Annotated in this window: 19 protein-coding genes; 16 read left to right on the plus strand and 3 right to left on the minus strand. The window is 70.7% G+C overall.

Annotation, left to right across the window (positions count from 1 at the left end; translation table 11 throughout):
- The first annotated feature begins 15 nt into the window (after window positions 1-15).
- Genes LXT23_RS27030 through LXT23_RS27105 form a run of 16 tightly spaced genes read left to right on the plus strand, consistent with a single transcriptional unit; the run spans window position 16 to window position 14,857 of the window.
- Window positions 16-273, plus strand: a complete 258-nt coding sequence (locus LXT23_RS27030; protein ID WP_253983200.1) for an acyl carrier protein — start codon at window positions 16-18, stop codon at window positions 271-273.
- Window positions 270-821 (plus strand): COG4648 family protein, encoded by a 552-nt coding sequence (locus tag LXT23_RS27035; protein WP_253983201.1) that lies wholly within the window; start codon window positions 270-272, stop codon window positions 819-821. The genes LXT23_RS27030 and LXT23_RS27035 overlap by 4 nt, the downstream gene beginning before the upstream one ends.
- Window positions 814-2,508, plus strand: coding sequence for an AMP-binding protein (locus tag LXT23_RS27040; RefSeq protein ID WP_253983202.1), 1,695 nt, complete (start codon window positions 814-816; stop codon window positions 2,506-2,508). The genes LXT23_RS27035 and LXT23_RS27040 overlap by 8 nt, the downstream gene beginning before the upstream one ends.
- On the plus strand, window positions 2,505-3,242 hold the full coding sequence (locus LXT23_RS27045; protein WP_253983203.1) for a glycosyltransferase family 2 protein: 738 nt from the start codon (window positions 2,505-2,507) through the stop codon (window positions 3,240-3,242). The genes LXT23_RS27040 and LXT23_RS27045 overlap by 4 nt, the downstream gene beginning before the upstream one ends.
- Window positions 3,239-4,183 (plus strand): LpxL/LpxP family acyltransferase, encoded by a 945-nt coding sequence (locus LXT23_RS27050; RefSeq protein ID WP_253983204.1) that lies wholly within the window; start codon window positions 3,239-3,241, stop codon window positions 4,181-4,183. The genes LXT23_RS27045 and LXT23_RS27050 overlap by 4 nt, the downstream gene beginning before the upstream one ends.
- On the plus strand, window positions 4,158-5,714 hold the full coding sequence (locus LXT23_RS27055; RefSeq protein WP_253983205.1) for an HAL/PAL/TAL family ammonia-lyase: 1,557 nt from the start codon (window positions 4,158-4,160) through the stop codon (window positions 5,712-5,714). The genes LXT23_RS27050 and LXT23_RS27055 overlap by 26 nt, the downstream gene beginning before the upstream one ends.
- Entirely contained in the window at window positions 5,704-6,123 is a 420-nt protein-coding gene (locus tag LXT23_RS27060; RefSeq protein WP_253983206.1) for an acyl-CoA thioesterase, read from the plus strand. Before LXT23_RS27055 ends, LXT23_RS27060 begins: the two co-directional genes overlap by 11 nt.
- Window positions 6,120-6,728: an outer membrane lipoprotein carrier protein LolA gene (locus LXT23_RS27065; RefSeq protein ID WP_253983207.1), complete on the plus strand. Its 609-nt coding sequence runs from the start codon at window positions 6,120-6,122 to the stop codon at window positions 6,726-6,728. The genes LXT23_RS27060 and LXT23_RS27065 overlap by 4 nt, the downstream gene beginning before the upstream one ends.
- Window positions 6,718-9,015, plus strand: coding sequence for an MMPL family transporter (locus tag LXT23_RS27070; RefSeq protein WP_253983208.1), 2,298 nt, complete (start codon window positions 6,718-6,720; stop codon window positions 9,013-9,015). Before LXT23_RS27065 ends, LXT23_RS27070 begins: the two co-directional genes overlap by 11 nt.
- A complete protein-coding gene (locus tag LXT23_RS27075; protein ID WP_253983209.1) occupies window positions 9,012-10,241 on the plus strand; it encodes an NAD(P)/FAD-dependent oxidoreductase in 1,230 nt (409 codons plus the stop codon). The genes LXT23_RS27070 and LXT23_RS27075 overlap by 4 nt, the downstream gene beginning before the upstream one ends.
- Window positions 10,229-10,795: a DUF3261 domain-containing protein gene (locus LXT23_RS27080; RefSeq protein ID WP_253983210.1), complete on the plus strand. Its 567-nt coding sequence runs from the start codon at window positions 10,229-10,231 to the stop codon at window positions 10,793-10,795. The genes LXT23_RS27075 and LXT23_RS27080 overlap by 13 nt, the downstream gene beginning before the upstream one ends.
- A gap of 4 nt (window positions 10,796-10,799) precedes the next feature.
- Window positions 10,800-11,981, plus strand: a complete 1,182-nt coding sequence (locus tag LXT23_RS27085; protein ID WP_253983211.1) for a beta-ketoacyl-ACP synthase — start codon at window positions 10,800-10,802, stop codon at window positions 11,979-11,981.
- Window positions 11,981-12,445: an ApeP family dehydratase gene (locus LXT23_RS27090; protein ID WP_253983212.1), complete on the plus strand. Its 465-nt coding sequence runs from the start codon at window positions 11,981-11,983 to the stop codon at window positions 12,443-12,445. The genes LXT23_RS27085 and LXT23_RS27090 overlap by 1 nt, the downstream gene beginning before the upstream one ends.
- Window positions 12,438-13,169, plus strand: coding sequence for a 3-oxoacyl-ACP reductase FabG (gene fabG / locus LXT23_RS27095; protein ID WP_253983213.1), 732 nt, complete (start codon window positions 12,438-12,440; stop codon window positions 13,167-13,169). Before LXT23_RS27090 ends, fabG begins: the two co-directional genes overlap by 8 nt.
- Entirely contained in the window at window positions 13,166-14,404 is a 1,239-nt protein-coding gene (locus LXT23_RS27100; RefSeq protein WP_253983214.1) for a beta-ketoacyl-ACP synthase, read from the plus strand. The genes fabG and LXT23_RS27100 overlap by 4 nt, the downstream gene beginning before the upstream one ends.
- Window positions 14,405-14,416: 12 nt before the next feature.
- A complete protein-coding gene (locus LXT23_RS27105) occupies window positions 14,417-14,857 on the plus strand; it encodes an excinuclease ATPase subunit (protein WP_253983215.1) in 441 nt (146 codons plus the stop codon).
- A gap of 51 nt (window positions 14,858-14,908) precedes the next feature.
- On the opposite strand, the gene LXT23_RS27110 is transcribed toward LXT23_RS27105, so the two are convergent.
- From LXT23_RS27110 to LXT23_RS27120, 3 genes are all read right to left on the minus strand, one after another.
- Window positions 14,909-16,249, minus strand: a complete 1,341-nt coding sequence (locus LXT23_RS27110; RefSeq protein ID WP_253983216.1) for a hypothetical protein — start codon at window positions 16,247-16,249, stop codon at window positions 14,909-14,911.
- A gap of 154 nt (window positions 16,250-16,403) precedes the next feature.
- Window positions 16,404-17,327, minus strand: a complete 924-nt coding sequence (locus LXT23_RS27115; RefSeq protein ID WP_253983217.1) for a type VI immunity family protein — start codon at window positions 17,325-17,327, stop codon at window positions 16,404-16,406.
- On the minus strand, window positions 17,324-18,148 hold the full coding sequence (locus tag LXT23_RS27120) for a hypothetical protein (protein ID WP_253983218.1): 825 nt from the start codon (window positions 18,146-18,148) through the stop codon (window positions 17,324-17,326). Before LXT23_RS27120 ends, LXT23_RS27115 begins: the two co-directional genes overlap by 4 nt.
- Window positions 18,149-18,179: the final 31 nt, after the last annotated feature.

The following is an 18,179-nucleotide window of genomic DNA, read 5'->3' on the forward strand; positions in this document are numbered from 1 at the left end:
GAGGGGGAAACCATCATGACCAAGACTCAGCTCTTCGAGAATCTCAGCACGCTGTTGCAGGACACCTTCGGCATCGAGCCGGAGCGCATCACGCCGGAGGCCCGCCTGCGTGACGACCTGGACATCGACAGCATCGACGCGGTGGACCTGCTGGTGAGGCTGAAGCCCGTGACGGGCAAGCGCCTGCCGCCGGAGGTCTTCAAGTCGGTCCGCACCATCCAGGACGTGGTCGACGCGCTGCACGGGCTCATCGACGAATCCGTGGCGGCGTGAAGCACCTCCGTCCAGCACTGGTGGGACTGCTGACGCTGGCATACCCGGTGCTGGTCTACTTCGGACTGGGCCGGTTCGAGCCCCGCTGGATGGCACTGCCCCTGGTGGGCATTGCCGTGCTCCGGGCCCTGGCCACGCGCGAGAAGGTCTGGCTGGCCGCGGCCGGCGGGGCCTTCGTGCTCGCGGCGGCCACCCTCTTCGGCAACCACGCCCTGCCGCTGAAGCTCTACCCTGTCCTGGTGAACACCCTGCTGCTCACGGTCTTCGCCACCAGCCTCGCCTTCCCCCCCAGCGTCATCGAGCGCCTGGCACGGCTGCGCGAGCCGGCGCTTCCTCCGTCCGGCGTGGCCTACACGCGGAAGGTGACGCAGGTGTGGTGCGGGTTCTTCGTGCTCAATGGCGGCATCGCGCTGGGCACGGCGCTCTGGGGCAGTGACGCCACGTGGGCGCTGTACAACGGCCTCATCGCCTACGGGCTGATGGGCCTGCTCTTCGCCGGCGAGTGGGTGGTGCGGCAGCGCGTGAGGGCGAGCCACAGTCATGGCTGAGCACCTCGGCATCGAAGCGCTCCTCACCCGGGGGCGGCCTCCCGCGCATCCGGTAGCGCTGCGCGACGGCCAGGTCCTCCGGTTCGCCGACTTCGCCGCGCGGGCCGCCCGCTGGCGTGCGGCCTTCGAGCGCCAGCCGGGCCGGCGCCTGGCCCTGTACTTCGAGGACACCTTCGAGTTCGCCGCCGCGCTGCTCGGCGCGTGGCATGCGGGGAAGTGCGTCTATCTCCCCTCCGAGGCCCAGCCCGCGACGCTGGAGCGGCTGCGCGACGAGGTGGACGGCTTCGCCGGCCAGCTCCCCGCGGCGTACGCCCCGCTGGCCCCGGTGGAGGGTGCCGAGGGGGGCTGGCGGCCCCTGTCCCTGGAGGCCCGGGCCCTGGTCGTCTACACCTCCGGCTCCAGCGGCGAGCCCACCGCCATTGCGAAGCAGCTGGCGCAGCTGACGCGCGAGGTCTCCACGCTGGCCGGCCTCTTCGACGCGCGGCTCGGCGAGGCGCGCGTCCTCGCCACCGTCTCGCACCAGCACATCTACGGGCTGCTGTTCCGGGTGCTCTGGCCCCTGTCGGCGGGCCGGCCCTTCCCGGCGCGGAGCCTGACGTACCCCGAGGACATCGTGACCGCGCTGGAGGAAGGCCCCGCCGCGCTCATCGCGAGCCCGGCCCACCTCAAGCGCCTGCCGGAGTCCCTCGACTGGGCGGGCGTCCGGGGGAACCTGCGCGCGGTCTTCTCCTCGGGCGGCCCGCTGCCCGCCGAGGCGCTGCGGGACTGCCGGGACCTGCTGGGCCAGGCGCCGGTGGAGGTCTACGGCAGCTCGGAGACGGGGGGCGTCGCCTGGCGCCAGCGCGCGCGGGACGACGGCTCGGCCTGGACGGTGATGCCCGGTGTCGAGGTGCGCACCGAGGACGAGGCGCTGGCCGTGCGCTCGCCCCACCTGCCCGAGGGCACCTGGCTGCGGACCGAGGACCGCGTCCGCCTCCTGCCGGAGGGCTTCGAGCTGCTGGGGCGCAAGGACCGCCTGCTGAAGCTCGAGGAGAAGCGCGTCTCGCTGAGCGCCATGGAGCGGACCCTGCTGGAGGGCGGGCTGCTGCGGGAGGCCCGGGTGCTGCCGCTCCCGGAGGGACACCGGCTGACGCTCGCGGTGGCGGCGGTGCCAGGGGATGACGGCTGGAAGCTGCACGGCGAGGGGGGCAAGCGCGCCCTGAACCAGGCCCTGCGCGAGCAGCTGTCCAGACAGTTCGAGGCCAGTGTGCTTCCGCGCCGGTTCCGGTATCTGGAGGCGATGCCAGTCAACAGCCAGGGCAAGGTCACCGAGGCGGCGCTGACCGCCCTCTTCGATTCGCGCCGCCCCCCGTCGCGGGTGCTGGAGCGCACCGCGGAGCGTGTCGTCCTGGGCCTGGAGGCGCAGGCGGGCTCGCCCTACTTCAAGGGCCACTTCCCCGGCATGCCCATCCTGCCGGGCGTGGCGCAGCTGGAGTGGGCCATCCAGCTGGGGCGCGAGCACTTCCCCCTGCCCCCCGACTTCCTGCGGATGGAGGCGGTGAAGTTCCAGCGGGTCATCGTGCCCGACACGCGCCTCACGCTGGAGCTCACCTGGGCGGAGGCGAAGGGCAGCCTCCACTTCAAGCTCACCTCGGATGCCGGCGTCCACGCCAGCGGCCGCATCCTGTTCGGAGGAGTCCCGGGATGAAGGTCTGCGCGGTGATTCCCGTCTACAACCATGGCGAGGCCGTGGGCGCGGTGGTGGACGCGGTGCGCGCCCACGGGCTGCCCTGCGTGCTGGTGGACGATGGCAGCGAGCCGGGCTGCGCCGCGGTGCTGGACTCGCTGGCCGCGAAGGACGCCTCCGGCATCGAGCTGGTCCGCTTGCCCCAGAACGAGGGCAAGGGCGGTGCGATGATGGCCGGCCTGCGCGCGGCGAAGGCCCGGGGCTACAGCCACGCGCTGCAGATTGACGCCGACGGCCAGCACGACACCGGCGACATCCCCCGGTTCCTGGAGCTGGCGGCCCGCGCTCCCGAGAAGCTCGTCTGCGGCACCCCCGTCTATGACGAGTCGGTGCCCAAGGGCCGGCTCTACGGCCGCTACGCCACGCACATCTGGGTGTGGATCAACACGCTGTCGTTCGCCATCCGCGACTCGATGTGCGGCTTCCGCATCTATCCGCTCGCCCCCACCGTCGCGCTCATCGACTCGGTGCGCATCGGCAAGCGGATGGACTTCGACGTGGAGGTCCTCGTGCGCCTGTTCTGGCGGGGGATGGGCATCCTCAACCAGCCCACCCGGGTGCGCTACCCCACGGACGGCATCTCCCACTTCGACGTGCTCTGGGACAACGTGCGCATCTCCGGCATGCATGCCCGGCTCTTCTTCGGGATGCTGGTGCGGCTGCCCCTGCTGCTGTGGCGCAAGGTGGCGGCATGAAGGCGCGGCACTGGGCGGAGATGGGCGAGAGCACCTTCGTGCTCGGCATCTGGATGCTCTACTGGATTCACCGGCTGCTGGGCCGGTGGCCGTTCCGCCTCTGCCTGTACCCCGTGGTCGTGGTGCACTGGCTGGCCCGCCCGCTGGTCCGCGAGGCCTCGCTGCAGTACCTGGCGCGGGTGGAGCAGACCACCGGGGCCCTCGGCCGGCCTCCGGGGTGGAGGGACAGCCTGCGCCACGTCGCGACCTTCGCGGAGACGATGCTCGACAAGGTCCTGGCCGTCAGCGGGCGCTACCGCTTCGAGCAGGTCCGCACCGAGGGGCGCGAGCAGTTCTACGAGGCGGCGAAGGCCGGCAGGGGCGGCATCATCATCACCGCGCACCTGGGCTGCCTCGAGCTGTGCCGCGCCATGGCCGAGCGGCGCGGCGAGGTGAAGCTCACCATCCTCGTGCACACCCGGCACGCCGAGCAGTTCAACCGCCTGCTCAAGCGGTTCAACCCGGACAGCGACTTCCGCCTCCTGGAGGTCACCGACCTGGGACCGGCCACGGCGGTGGCACTCCAAGAACGCATCACCGCGGGCGAGTTCGTGGTGATTGCCGGGGACCGCGTCCCGGTGCACGCCAGCCAGACGGTGAGAGTGGACTTCCTGGGCCACGCCGCCCCCTTCCCGGTAGGCCCGTACGTGCTGGCGGCGTTGTTCAAGTGCCCGCTGTTCCTGCTGGGGTGCATCCACGAGGGCCCCGGCTACACCATCCACTTCGAGTGCCTGGCCGAGCGCGTCGAGCTTCCCCGAGGGAAGCGCGAGGCGGCATTGACCGGGTACGCCCGTCACTATGCCGAGCGGCTGACCGCGCTGCTGAAGCGCTCGCCGCTCGACTGGTTCAACTTCTTTCCCTTCTGGGACCAAGCCCATGTCTCCGCCAGGCCTCACCAGTGAGCGAGCGGTCCGCTTCGACGGAAGCCGACTCACCATCGAGGACGTCGCCTCCCTCTCCCGCCGCGAGCGCGGCGCCGAGCTGGGCACGTCCACCGACTTCCGCAAGCGCATCACCCGGGGCGCGGAGTTCCTGGACCGGCTGCTCGCCGAGGACGGCGTCATCTACGGCGTGACGACGGGGTACGGCGACTCGTGCACCGTCTCCATCCCGCCGGAGCTCATCGCCGAGCTGCCGCACCACCTCTACACGTACCATGGCTGCGGCGCGGGCCGGTTCCTCTCCCCGGAGGAGACGCGCGCGGTGCTGGCGACGCGGCTGGCCTCGCTGTCCCTGGGCTTCTCGGGCGTGGGGCTGGGGCTGCTCACGCAGCTGGAGCTGCTGCTGCGGCACGACATCCTGCCGCTCATCCCGGCCGAGGGCTCGGTAGGCGCCAGCGGTGACCTCACCCCGCTGTCCTACGTGGCGGCGGTGCTCTGCGGGGAGCGCGAGGTCTGGTACCGCGGCGAGCGGCGGGCCGCGGGAGAGGTGCTGGCGCAGCTGGGCATCGCGCCGCTGCGCCTGCGCCCCAAGGAGGGGCTGGCCATCATGAATGGCACGGCCGTGATGACGGCCCTGGCCTGCCTCGCGTGGGAGCGCGCCGAGTACCTGTGCCGGCTGGCCACGCGGCTCACCGCCTTCAACGTGGTGGCCAGCGCCGGCAATGCGCACCACTTCGACGAGTCGCTGTTCGCGGTGAAGCCGCACGTGGGCCAGCAGCGCGTGGCCGCGCGCCTGCGCGTGGACCTGGCCACGGGCCACCCCAGCCGCAACGAGCAGCGGCTGCAGGACCGCTACTCGCTGCGCTGCGCGCCGCACGTGATTGGCGTGCTGGAGGACGCGCTGCCCTTCTTCCGTACGCTCATCGAGAACGAGCTGAACAGCGCCAACGACAACCCGCTCATCGACCCCGACGCCGAGCGAGTGCTCCACGGCGGCCACTTCTATGGGGGGCACATCGCCTTCGCGATGGACAGCCTGAAGAACGCGGTGGCCAACGTGGCGGACCTGCTCGACCGCCAGCTGGCGCTGCTCGTCGACACGCGCTTCAACCACGGACTGCCGGCCAACCTCTCCGGCGCGACGGGCCCGCGGGCCGCCATCAACCACGGGCTCAAGGCGCTGCAGATCAGTGTCTCCGCGTGGACGGCCGAGGCGCTGAAGCAGACCATGCCGGCGTCCGTCTTCTCGCGCTCCACCGAGTGCCACAACCAGGACAAGGTGAGCATGGGCACCATCGCGGCGCGCGACTGCCTGCGGGTGCTGGAGCTGTCCGAGCAGGTGGTGGCGGCCATGCTCATCGCCGCGCGTCAGGGCATCTCCCTGCGCCGCCGCGTCGACGAGGGCTTGAAGCTGGCCCCCTCGCTCGAGGCGATGCAGGCCGACCTGGAGAAGCGCATCCCGCTCGTGGTGGAGGACCGCGCGCTGGACCGCGAGCTGCAGGGCCTGCTGGGGACCCTCCGCGCTCGGGAGTGGAGGGTGCATGAAGCCTGACCTCAGCCATGAAATCGAGCTGACCCCCGCCTTCCATGACATCGACCTGATGGAGGTCGTCTGGCATGGCCACTACGTGAAGTACCTGGAGCTGGCCCGCTGCGCGCTGCTGGCGAGGTTCGACTACGACTACCCGCAGATGCTGGAGTCCGGCTTCGCGTGGCCCGTGGTGGACATGCGGCTGAAGTACGTGCAGCCGGCGCTCTTCGGCCAGAAGCTGAAGGTGCGCGCGGAAATCACCGAGTGGGAGAACCGCCTGCGCATCGACTACCTCATCCGCGACGCCGCCACCGGCCGCAAGTTGAATCAGGCGCACACCATCCAGGTCGCCGTGTCGCGGGCCACCCGGGAACTGCAGTTCGTCTGCCCGCCCGTGCTGTGGCAGCGGCTGGGAGTGAAGCCCGAATGAAGCGAGTATTGCTCCTCGTGGGAGTGCTGCTGGCGACGAGCGCCAGCGCCGGTGACGTGGTGGCGGGAGTCCGCGCCCGGCTGGAGGACGCGCCCCTGCTGCGGGGCGAGTTCGAGCAGAAGAAGACGGTGACCGGCTTCAAGAAGCCGCTCGTCTCCCGCGGCGACTTCCTCCTGTCCCGCGAGAAGGGCGTCCTCTGGGACACCCGGGTGCCCTTCGCCTCGACGCTGACGCTGACGCGCACGTCGCTGAAGGCGGAGCAGGGCACGGGCGGCGCGGCCTACCAGCTGGACACGGGCCGCGAGCCTGCGCTGGCGGCGATGAATGCGCTGCTCTTCGCGCTGCTCTCCGGTGACGTGGCCACGCTGGCCACGCGCTTCCGCATCGAAGGGGAGCTGGTCGGCACGGAGGGCTGGAAGCTGGCGCTCACGCCGACGGACGCGAGCCTCGCGCGCGTCTTCCGGAACATCCGGCTCGAAGGAGACCGGTTCGTGCGGCAGGTCCACCTCGAGGAGACGCGTGGGGACTCGAGCGTGATTCAGTTCAGCCACCTGGCGAGCACCCCGCCGCTCAGCGACACGGAAGCGAAGCGCCTTGCGAAGTAGGTGGGCCATCCTCTGGGCGTTGGTGCTGGTCGCCGTCGGCGTGCACCAGGTCGGGTTCTGGCGCTCGGCGCGCCTGGACACCGACGTCCTGGCGTTGCTGCCCGAGGATGAGCAGGCGCCCGAGGTGGGCGCCGCCACCCGGAGGCTCGCGGAGGGCGCGGGCCGGGAATTGGTGCTGCTGGTGGGGGCCCCGGACTGGGCCCTGGCCCAGCGCGCGGCGGACGCCGCCCGGGAGGAGCTGGAGAAGGACTCCGCGCTGCTGGAGCCGTCCGTCACGGATGCCTCCGCGCTGGACGCGGCGGTGGAGTTCTACCGCCCGTACCGGGACCGGCTGCTGACGCCGGCCCAGCGCGCGTGGCTGGCGCGAGCGAGCTCCGAGGAGCTGGGCGGCACGGCCTTGATGAAGCTGTACCAGCCCGCCGGCCCGAGGCTGACGGACTTCGACGCCGACCCGCTGGGCCTGTGGCCCGACTGGTGGGCGGCGCGCGCCACAGAGAGCGCGGCGCGGCCTCGCGATGGACGGCTCTGGGTGTCCGGCGAGGGACGCGAGTGGGTGCTGCTGGCCTGGCAGAGCAAGGTCTCCGCCTTCGCCCTGGGCGCGGACGCGCGAATCACCGCCGCGGTGGAGCGCGCCCGGGCCGCGGTGCTGGCGGCGGTCCCCGAGGGGCGACTGGTTGCGGCGGGTGTGCCGCTCTATGCCGAGGCCGCCGCTTCGCAGGCCAGCACGGAGATGTCGACCATCGGCCTGGGCTCGCTGCTGGCCGTGCTGCTGCTCGTCTGGCTCACCTTCCGCTCTCCCCGCCCCATCCTCCTGGTGGGCGTGTCGCTGGCGCTCGGCTGCGCGGTGGCGCTGAGCGTCACCGCCCTGCTCTTCGAGCGGGTCCACCTGCTCACCCTGGTGTTCGGCTCGAGCCTCGTCGGCGTGGCCGAGGACTATGGCTTCCACTACTTCGCCGCCCGCCAGGGGAAGCCGCCCGAGGAGCGCGGTCCGGTGCTGCGCAGCCTGCTGCCGGGGATGGCGCTGGCGCTCCTCACCAGCGTGGTGGCGTACCTCGCGCTGGGCCTGGCGCCCTTCCCGGGGCTGCGGCAGATGGCGGTGTTCTCCGTCGCGGGGCTGGTGGGCGCCTTCCTGACGGTGGCCTGCTGGTTCCCCACGCTGGATACCGGCGCGCTGCCGGTGACGCCCTTCGCGAAGCGCGTCTCCGCGTCGCTGCTGCGCTGGCCCCGCTTCTCCTCCACGCCGCGGTGGTGGCTGGGGGCGGCGGTGCTGGCGGTGGCCATCGGCGGCGGGCTGTGGCGGCTGGTGCCGCGTGACGACGTCCGCCAGCTCCAGAGCGCGCCCGCGAACCTGGTCGCGGACCAGCGCGAGCTGGGACGGCTGCTCGGCCTGCCCAGCCCGGCCCAGTTCTTCCTCGTCGGCGCGGGAACCGAGGAGGAGGTCCTCGCGCGAGAGGTGGCGCTGAAGGAGCGGCTGGAGCCGCTCGTCGCGGGTGGGGTGCTGGCCGGCTACCGCGCCGTGTCGGACTGGCTGCCCTCCGCGGCGCAGCAGCTCGCGGACGCCAGCCTGAGCGCCCGCGCGGAAGCGCAGGCCGTGGCCGCCGTCGCCGCCGCCACGGGCGAGTCCCCCACCCGGGCCGCCTTCGCCACCGACGTGCTCACCCCCGCCCGGTTCCTCGCCAGTCCCGCCGCGTCCGCCGTGCAGCGGCAGTGGCTGGGGCTCCTCGGGGAGCAGCACTACAGCGTCGTCATGCTGCGCGGGCTGAACGACCCGTCGGTGCTCCCGCGATTGGCTGAGGCTGCGCGAGGGCTGGACGGCGTGCGCTGGGTCGACAAGACGGAGGAGATTTCGCGGCTGCTGGGACGCTACCGGCGGCTCATGGGCGGGCTCATCGTCGTGGGCTACGTGGCGGTGCTGCTGACGCTGGTCGCCCGCTTCCGGCGCGAGGCCTGGCGGGCCTGGCTTCCCTCCGTGCTGGGGACGCTCATCACCCTGGCCGTCTTCGGCTGGACGGGTGAGCCGCTGCAGCTCTTCAGCGTGCTGGGGCTCGTGCTCCTGCTGGGGATGGGCGTGGACTACGGCATCTTCCTGCTGGAGCACCCGGGAGAGGGCTCCGCGTGGCTCGCGGTGGCGCTGGCCGGCGTGAGCACCCTGCTCTCCTTCGGACTCCTCGGGCTGTCGGCCACGCCGGCCCTGCGCTCCTTTGGCCTCGCCATGCTGCTGGGCGAGGTGACCATCTGGTTTCTAACCCCTTGTTTCAGACTGCCTTCGGGCAAGGACATCACGTGAAAGTCGAGAAGACGGAGATCCTCATCATTGGCGCGGGCCCCGCGGGCTCGGTGGCGGCGGGACTTCTGCGCAAGCAGGGCCGCGAGGTACTGATTCTGGAGCGCGAGCAGTTTCCCCGCTTCTCCATCGGCGAGAGCCTGCTGCCGCAGAGCATGGAGTACGTCGAGGAGGCCGGCATGCTCCGCGACGTCGTCGAGGCGGGCTTCCAGTACAAGAATGGCGCGGCCTTCGCGCGCGGTGACAAGTACACGGACTTCGACTTCCGGGAGAAGTTCTCGCCGGGCTGGGGCACCACGTACCAGGTCCAGCGCGCCACCTTCGACCAGGTGCTGGCCGGCGCCGCCGCGCGGATGGGCGCCACCGTGCGCTTCCGCCACGAGGTCACCTCCGTCGACACCGAGGGCGCGCAGCCCGAGGTGACGGTGCGCTCGCCCGAGGGCGAGACGTACCGCGTCCAGGCGCGCTTCCTGCTCGACGCCAGCGGCTTCGGCCGCGTCCTCCCCCGGCTGCTCAAGCTGGAGACGCCGTCCAACTTCCCGGTGCGCGGCGCGCTCTTCACCCACGTCGAGGACCGGATTGCGCCGGGCACCTTCGACCGGAACAAGATTCGCGTCACGGTGCATCCCGAGCACGTGCACGTGTGGTACTGGACCATCCCCTTCGCCAACGGCCGCTGCTCGCTGGGCGTGGTGGCCAAGAAGGAGTTCCTCGAGCAGTTCCAGGGGACGGAGACCGAGCGCCTGCGCGCCATCGTCGGGCAGGACCCGGGGCTCACCACCCTGCTGAAGGACGCGGTCTGGGACACGCCGGCACGCGCCATCACCGGCTACGCGGCGAACGTGAAGTCGCTGTGGGGCAAGGGCTTCGCGCTGCTGGGGAATGCCGGCGAGTTCCTCGACCCGGTGTTCTCCTCGGGGGTGACCATCGCCTTCAAGTCCGCGAGCCTCGCCTCGGCCTGCATCCGCCGCGCCTTCGCGGGTGAGTCCGTGGACTGGGAGCGCGAGTACGCGGTGCCGCTGAAGGCCGGCGTGGACACGTTCCGCACCTTCGTCGAGTCCTGGTACGCCGGTGGCTTCCAGGACGTCATCTTCCACCCGAACGCCTCCCCGGAGGTCCGCCGGATGATCTCCGCCATCCTCGCCGGCTACGCCTGGGACACGAACAACCCCTACGTGGCCGACAGCAAGCGCCGGCTCGGCGTGCTCGAGAAGCTGTGCGCCGCCTGATTCCCACCCTGGCCCTGCTGTGCCTCACCGCCTGCGCCACCGCCCGTCCCCGGGCCGTGGCGCCGGAGGTGGAGCTGCCCGTGCTCGGACTGTCGCCGGCCTCCTTCGGCACGTCCGTAGACCTGACGCAGCGGCTGAGCTTTGCCCACGACGCCGACCCGGACGGCCCCCGCTCGCTGGAGGCCCTGGTGGAAATCGACCCGGCGGCGCTGCGCCTGGCCGGCTTCGCGCTCGGGCAGCGGGTCTTCACGCTGCGGTGGGACGGGACGGCGCTCGACGAGGAGCGCGACCCGCGGCTGCCCGCGCAGTTCCAGTCGCGCCAGGTGCTCCGGGACGTCCAGCTCGTCTACTGGCCGGCCGAGGCGGTCCGCGCCGCCCTCCCCCCAGGCTGGACGCTGGAGGAGGGCCCCGGCCGCCGCGTCCTGCTTCAAGGGGGCCGTGAGTGGCTGACGGTGCGTTATGGTGGCGAGCCCCGCTGGGTGGGGCGCGCGGAGCTGGTCAACCTCGCGGAGCACTACCGCCTCACCATCGAATCGAGCCCCACCGAGGGATGAGTAAATGACCCCTCCCGTCTTCCTGAACCAGCTCGGCCTCGTCTGCGCCCTGGGCGCCGGCAAGCGCGAGGTGACCGAGGCCCTCTTCGGAGACAGGCCCGCGGGCGTGGCGCCGAGCCCGGACTTCGCCGCGCGGACGCTCCACGTGGGACGCGTCACCACACCACTCGCCAGCACGGACGTGCTGCCCGCGCCGCTGCGCAGCCGGAACAACGCGCTGCTGCTCACCGCGCTGGCGGAGCTCCGCCCGGCCATCGATGCCGCCCTCTCCCGCTATGGCCCGGAGCGAGTGGCCATCGTCCTGGGCACCAGCACCTCCGGCATCGGTGAGAGCGAGGTGGCCATCGCCGAGCACGTGGCGACGGGGCAGCTGCCCGGGCACTTCGACCTCCAGCAGCAGGAGCTGGGCTCGGCGGCCCTGGCGCTGAACCACCTGCTGCGGGTGGCGGGCCCTTCACACGTCATCTCCACCGCGTGCTCCTCCAGCGCCAAGGCCCTGGCCAGCGCCGCGCGGCTCTTGCGCTCGGGCGTGGCCGACGCCGTCATCACCGGCGGCGCGGACTCGCTGTGCCGCTTCACGGTGGCCGGGTTCTCCTCGCTGGAGTCGGTGAGCGAGGCCCGCTGCAACCCGATGAGCGTGAATCGCCGCGGCATCAACATCGGCGAGGCCGCGGCCCTGTTCCTGATGACGCGCGAGCCGGGGCCGGTGCGGCTCGCGGGCTGGGGCGAGTCCTCGGACGCCCACCACCTCTCCGCCCCCGAGCCCGGCGGCCGGGGCGCGCTGGCCGCCATGCGCGGGGCGCTGGAGCGCGCGGGCCTCGCGCCCTCGGACGTGGACTACGTCAACCTGCACGGCACCGCGACGCCCCACAACGACGCGATGGAGAGCCTGGCGGTGCATGCGCTGCTGGGGGGAGGCGTGGCGGCCAGCTCCACCAAGCCGCTCACCGGCCACACGCTCGGGGCCGCGGGCGCGCTCGAGGCGGCGCTGGGCTGGCTCACCCTGACGGACAACCCGCGCGGACGGCTGCCTCCGCACTGGTGGGACGGCGAGCCCGACCCCGCCCTCCCCGCCCTGGCGCTGGTGAAGCCCGGGCAGTCGCTGGGACGACCACCGCGCCATGTCCTGAGCAACTCGTTCGCCTTTGGTGGCAGCAATGCCGCCCTCGTCCTGGCGGGGGCCTGATGCGCACCGCAATCTCCTACGACATCGCCGACCTGGTCCCCCACGCCGACCGCATGCGCCTGCTGGACCGGGTGGTGGAGGGCGACGCGGAGAGCCTGGTGGCCGAGGTGACCCTCCGCGAGGACTTTCTCTTCCACGAGAATGGCGGTGTGGGCGGCTGGGTGGGAGTCGAGCTCATGGCGCAGACGATTGGCGCATGGGCCGGATGGCAGGCGCGGCTCCGAGGCGAGCCGCCGAAGGTGGGGTTCCTGCTCGGCACCCGCCGCTATGATTGCAGCCGGCCCACGTTCAAGACGGGGGAGCGGCTGCGCATCGAGGTCCACCGGAAGTTCTGGGCGGACAACGGGCTGGGCCAGTTCGACTGCACCCTGGGCATTGACGGCGTGACGGTGGCCACGGCCGCGCTGACGGTGTTCGAGCCGCAGGTCCCGGGAGATGTGATGAAGGTGGGCACGGATGAGTGACAAGACGGTTCTGGTGACAGGCTCGAGCCGCGGCATCGGCCGCGCCATCGCCCTGCGCCTGGCGCGCGACGGCTACGACGTCGTGGTGCACTGCCGCAGCCAGGTGGAGCAGGCGGAGGCGGTGGCCACGCAGGTGCGCGAGCTGGGCCGGAACGCCCGGGTGCTGCAGTTCGACGTGTCCGACCGCGCCGCGACGGAGCGGGTGCTCCTGGCCGACGTGGAGGCGCACGGCTGCTACTACGGCGTGGTGTGCAACGCCGGGCTGGCCCGGGACACCCCCTTCCCCGGCATGTCCGCCGAGGACTGGGACGTGGTGATTCACACCAACCTCGACGCCTTCTACAACGTGCTCAATCCGCTCTCGCTGCCGCTGGTGCGGCGGCGCAAGCCGGGGCGCATCGTCACGCTCTCCTCCGTGTCCGGCATCATCGGCAACCGGGGGCAGGTGAACTACAGCGCGGCGAAGGCGGGCATCATCGGCGCCACCAAGGCCCTGGCGGTGGAGCTGGCGAGCCGGGGGATTACCGTGAACTGCGTGGCCCCCGGGTTGATTGAGACGGAGATGGTGGAGCCGCACGTCGTGGAAGAGGCCCTGAAGATGATTCCGGCCAGGCGCATGGGCCGGCCCGAGGAAGTCGCCGCCGCGGTCAGCTTCCTGATGAGCGAGGACGCCGGCTACATCACCCGGCAGGTGCTGTCGGTCAACGGAGGGCTCATCGGATGAAGCGCGTGGTCGTCACGGGCGTTGGCGCCCTCAGCCCCCTGGGACATGACTGGCCCACGGTGGAGGCGCGGCTGAAGTCGCTGCGCAACGCGGTGAAGGTGATGGAGGAGTGGAAGCAGTACGACGGGCTGCACACGCATGTCGGTGCCCCCGCGGCCCCCTTCGAGCTGCCGCCCCAGACGTACTCGCGCAAGACGATGCGGGCCATGGGCCGGGTGGCCATGCTGGCCACGCGCGCCAGCGAGCTCGCGCTCGGTGACGCCGGGCTCCTGGGAGACCCGCTGGTGAAGAGCGGCCGGATGGGCATCTCCTACGGCTCGTCCGCGGGCACGCCGGCCAACATGGGCGACTTCGGCCGGATGGTGACGGAGAAGACCACCGAGGGCATCACCGCCACGACGTACGTGCGGATGATGTCGCACACGGCGGCGGTGAACATCGGCGTCTTCTTCGGAATCACCGGACGCATCATCACCACCTCCAGCGCGTGTACCTCGGGGAGCCAGGGCATCGGCTACGCCTACGAGGCCATCAAGCTGGGGCGGCAGGTGGCCATGCTCGCGGGAGGCGCCGAGGAGCTCGACGCCACCGGGGCCGCGGTGTTCGACACGCTGTTCGCCACCAGCACGAAGTGCAACGACACGCCGGAGCTGACGCCGCGCCCCTTCCACGCACAGCGGGATGGGCTGGTGCTGGGAGAAGGCGCCTGCACCCTGGTGCTCGAGGAGCTGGAGCACGCCCGGGCGCGGGGCGCGAGAATCCACGCCGAGCTCATCGGCTACGGCACGAACAGCGACGGGCGCCACATCACCCAGCCCTACGCGGAGACCATGGCCCAGGCCATGTCGCTGGCCCTGGAGGACGCGGGGATTTCTCCCTCGGCGGTGGGCTACGTGAATGCCCACGGGACGGCCACCGACCAGGGCGACGTGGCGGAGAGCGAGGCGACGCACCGCATCTTCGGGGAGCGGATGCCCATCTCCTCACTCAAGAGCTACATGGGCCACACGCTGGGCGCCTGCGGCGCGCTGGAGGCATGGATGAGCCTGGAGATGATGCGCTCCGGCTGGTTCGCCCCGACGCTCCATCTGGAGCGCGACTCGGTGGATCCCCGCTGCGCGCCGTTGGACTATGTCACGGGGAATGGTCGAAGGATTCAGACCGACGTCGTCATGAGTAACAACTTCGCCTTCGGCGGCATCAACACGTCGTTGCTCTTCCGCCGGTGGGAGTGACCGAGGAACCCGATGAAGAAGGCACTGTCCCTGTCGCTGCTGGCGCTCACCCTCTCCAGCCCGGCGCTCGCCCGAGATACCGTCTACATGGTCCCGCTCTCCGAGGTGCTGCAGATGGCGGAGGCCAAGACGAAGCTGGACGGCTCGGTGAAGTTCTACCTGGCCGGCCAGAAGACGCCGAAGGTGCTGGAGACGCTGAACAGCGACGTCACCAACAAGAAGACCAACGGCGTGGGCAAGTCGGACGAGGAAGGCTGCAAGTGGGCGACGCTCTCGGCGCTGATTGCCCTGCAGCAGAGCGCCAAGAAGAACGGCGCCAACGCCGTCGTGGACATCGTCAGCTACTACAAGAAGAACGAGGTCAAGAACGCCAAGGAGATCGAGTGCCACGCGGGCTCGTTCGTCGTGGGCGTGGCCCTCAAGGGGACCTACGCGAAGGTCGCCGCGAAGTAACGCGGCCCGGGGGCCGAGGGAGGGCCAGGCGCCCTCCCCCGCCTGTCCGACTCAGAAGGTGAACTGACCGCTGCTGCCCTGGGCGTTGATGCTCAGGCCGTACGCCACGCGGAAGAAGTCCTGGGCGAGCTGCTGCAGCGTGGCCTGGGGATGCGGCGTCCCGTCGATGGTGGCATAGCGCCAGAGGCCCAGGCGCGCCGGCGGAGTGACGCCCGTGCTGCACTGGAAGTTGTCGAAGGCGACGGCCATCACGTACGAGCTGGAGAAGCGGCCCGTCCCGGTGTTCTTGCCGCCCCAGCCGCGGTTCTTCACGGCGATGTGGCTGGTCAGCTCCAGGGTGTGGACCTGGGCGCTGCTGGACGAGTACTCCAAGGTGTAGGCGCCGACGCGCGCCGCGTCGAAGTTCGCGTACATGTCCTGCGAGGTGGAGCCGTTGGTCCCCGAGCGGCTGACGAGCCCCGCGAAGGAGCGGATGATGCGGCTGATGAGGTCTCCGCTGATCTGCGTGTAGTCGCCCGTCTTGATGATGGCGACGATGTCGAGGGCGGACTTCACCAGGTTGGCCACCTCTTCGATGTTGAAGGCGCTCTGGCTGGCGAAGTGGCTGACGGCGCCCAGCTTGTCGAAGAGCTTCTGCGTGGCCGCCGCGCCGCTGGGAGGCGTGTACTCGAGCACGACACCGTCAGCGACGGACGTGTGCGCGGCCTTGTCCCAGACGCCGTTGGTGTCGCCGTAGGCATAGACGCGAGTCCCGTACTCCACGAACGGATACATCCGCGCGGAGCAGGAGCCGCTGCAGGCCAGGCCCGCGCCGTCCACGCATGCGAGCTGGGTGCGCAGGCGCGTGTAGTGCTGGCGGTCTCGGGAGTGCCCGGACTCACCATGGTAGTGGTAGCGGTACATGGAGCCGGCGTGGGCGGCGCCCTCGGCGGTGATGTTCCACTGGAACTCCTCCTTCACGTCACTCCGGTTGGGCCACGCGCGCATGTCGCGGAAGCCCTCGCTCTCCGGGGTGCTGACGGAAGGGTTGGCGCTGATGGCGGCGAGGACGTTGCAGCTACAGCCGGCCATGGCCGTCCGCTCCTCGGAGCCTGTCGCCGATGCGCGCACCAACTGCTGGTGGAGCTGCTGGGCCTCGGGGGCGAGCTGGGGGGCGTGCTGCTTCACGTAGGACACGAGGTCCACGGGTGCGGCGGCGGCAGCGGACCTCCGCGCCTCGGAGGGGGCCGTCTCCTGGGACCAGCGGGCCACCAGGTCGAACAGCTCGGGAGAGACCTCCGTCTGGGGGGCCTGTACCTCGGCGGGAGCCTCGGGTCCTTCGCCGCAGGCGGAGACCAGCAGGCCCGCGGGGAGTAGCAGGGAAGCCACGACACGCTTCAGGAGCTTCGACATGCTTTGCTTCCTCCTTGGATTGGCGCTCTCGCGAGGCCAGGGGTGGAAGCTTGCAGGTGTAGCAGGGATACACGCCTAGACGGAATACCCGGACTTGCGGGTTGCTCACTGCCGGGCGGGTATCGAAGCGACCCAGGAACTCGGCCCTCTTCTCTTACGGGCAGAGCCGCCGGAGCCAGCGGTGCATGTAGTCCCTGTTCATCGGGGGCCAGAGGCCGCCCTCTTCACAGAGGTAGGGCTCCAGCAGACGCGCCAGCGCTCGGTACTGGGGCGGCACCGCCCCCTTCTCGGTGTCCATGGCATCGGGCCACTCCCCCAACGTCAGCAGCAACCGTTCGCTCTCCATCGGCTCGAAGGTGACCTCTGGAAAGGGCAGCTTGTCGCGCAGCGCTTCGGCGCCTCCGAGCCGCCCGAGCAGCGGCTGGCCTAGGAACGTGAGCCAGTACGCGCCCCGCGCCCCGGTGCCGATGACATCGCTGGTCTCACTCAGGAGATAGAGGTCTAGTCCCAGGTAGCGCTGCAGGAGGTCGAGGAGTTGCCTTCGAACGCCATACCAGACCCCTGGATGCGAGACGAAGGCGAGACTGGCGTAGCCGAAGCTGAAGGGCAGCTCGCGACCGAGTTCCAGAGCCAGGGCGCGCAGGTGGGCGGGGCCGTGCTCCAGGAGGTACTCGGTGGGAAACGAGAAGGACACCCCGCTCGTGACGCCCTCTTTGCGCGAGGACAGGGGGTGGTCGAGCTGCCGGCCTTCGTAGTCGAAGTGATACCCGCCCGCTTCGCCAGGCGTATCGCTCAGCGATGCGAGCCTCCCAGCGCCCGCCCATGGACGCTCGAGAAGCGTCTTGCGGATGTGCTCCCAGCCCTGGTCGTCGAGCGGCAGGGTGTCTCCGTCGTCCGAGCCGTACCAGTTCAGCGACGCGGGGGAAATGGCTCGGTGATAGGCCTGCAAGGCGCGCCACACTGCGGGGGCTAGCTCTCCATGTGAGCGACGCATGAAGAAGCAGAGGATGACGCCGTCGCGGACGGCCACATCGCCGTAATCGTTCCGCACACGGATGATGGGGATGTTCTCTCTCATCGGGTCACCCCTCCCCGTGGCGAGATGAGAAAGGCCTCTCCCCCCAGTGCGTCTTTGTAGACCCGACCCTGGTTGAAGTTGGGATAGGCGCTGTCTTCTCCATACTTCTTCCACCGTGCCGAGTTGGTGTCGGGGCAGGGAAATTTATAGTCGAGGGTGAGCACGGACCGCAGCAGGTCGCGGTCGGCATGGAGCACGATGTCCGGCTTGATGGTGCGCCACAGCTCTCCGGTGCACCCCTGCGCGATGAGTCGCGCCTCCTCCTGCCGGCTGACCGTCTCCAGCAACCCGGCGTTGGGGTAGTAGCGGTAGCGCTGCTCAATGCTGTACGGCTTGGGCCACAGTTCCTCCAGCACCTCGCGGGCGCACTGGAGCGCCAGTTCGTGCTTGCGCTGGCCCAAAAGCATGGCCCGCGTGATTCGTGCACCACACCCGTCTACCTCCACCTCCTCACCGCACTCCTGGCGTGTCGGGGTGCGGTCGCCGAAGAACGCGGTGTTGACCTGGCGCTCGGCCAGCCGGGCGCACTCCACGAGACGCCTATCCAGTTCCCCCACCGCGTTGTCGCTCTCGAGCAGGACGAGCAGGACTGGGGCGGACTCCGCGAGGACGGAGGCCACGATGGCCCGGCCGGCGCCAGGAGCAAGCGCGCTCGCGCCCCTGCCCGTGGCAGCGGCATGGCGGAGCCGACCCACGGTCTCTGTGTCGAGGCGCAGGTCTCCGCGGGCGGCCTGCTGGGCGCTGCTGGCACAGGCCACCGACAACGCGCTGGCCACCAACAGGAGTGAGGGCTTCCAGCGCACGACTCGACGAGCGGGCACGTTCGTCTCCTGGAAGAAGACCAACACACCG

Source organism: Pyxidicoccus xibeiensis, from assembly GCF_024198175.1.
In the GTDB taxonomy this organism is placed as follows: Bacteria; Myxococcota; Myxococcia; order Myxococcales; family Myxococcaceae; genus Myxococcus; species Myxococcus xibeiensis.

Coding starts and splice junctions, on each gene's coding strand:
- LXT23_RS27030 (WP_253983200.1), top strand. CDS start 16: ATGACCAAGACTCAGCTCTTCGAGAATCTCAGCACGCTGTTGCAGGAC.
- LXT23_RS27040 (WP_253983202.1), top strand. CDS start 814: ATGGCTGAGCACCTCGGCATCGAAGCGCTCCTCACCCGGGGGCGGCCT.
- LXT23_RS27045 (WP_253983203.1), top strand. CDS start 2,505: ATGAAGGTCTGCGCGGTGATTCCCGTCTACAACCATGGCGAGGCCGTG.
- LXT23_RS27050 (WP_253983204.1), top strand. CDS start 3,239: ATGAAGGCGCGGCACTGGGCGGAGATGGGCGAGAGCACCTTCGTGCTC.
- LXT23_RS27055 (WP_253983205.1), top strand. CDS start 4,158: ATGTCTCCGCCAGGCCTCACCAGTGAGCGAGCGGTCCGCTTCGACGGA.
- LXT23_RS27060 (WP_253983206.1), top strand. CDS start 5,704: ATGAAGCCTGACCTCAGCCATGAAATCGAGCTGACCCCCGCCTTCCAT.
- LXT23_RS27065 (WP_253983207.1), top strand. CDS start 6,120: ATGAAGCGAGTATTGCTCCTCGTGGGAGTGCTGCTGGCGACGAGCGCC.
- LXT23_RS27085 (WP_253983211.1), top strand. CDS start 10,800: ATGACCCCTCCCGTCTTCCTGAACCAGCTCGGCCTCGTCTGCGCCCTG.
- LXT23_RS27090 (WP_253983212.1), top strand. CDS start 11,981: ATGCGCACCGCAATCTCCTACGACATCGCCGACCTGGTCCCCCACGCC.
- fabG (WP_253983213.1), top strand. CDS start 12,438: ATGAGTGACAAGACGGTTCTGGTGACAGGCTCGAGCCGCGGCATCGGC.
- LXT23_RS27100 (WP_253983214.1), top strand. CDS start 13,166: ATGAAGCGCGTGGTCGTCACGGGCGTTGGCGCCCTCAGCCCCCTGGGA.
- LXT23_RS27105 (WP_253983215.1), top strand. CDS start 14,417: ATGAAGAAGGCACTGTCCCTGTCGCTGCTGGCGCTCACCCTCTCCAGC.
- LXT23_RS27110 (WP_253983216.1), bottom strand. CDS start 16,249: ATGTCGAAGCTCCTGAAGCGTGTCGTGGCTTCCCTGCTACTCCCCGCG.
- LXT23_RS27115 (WP_253983217.1), bottom strand. CDS start 17,327: ATGAGAGAGAACATCCCCATCATCCGTGTGCGGAACGATTACGGCGAT.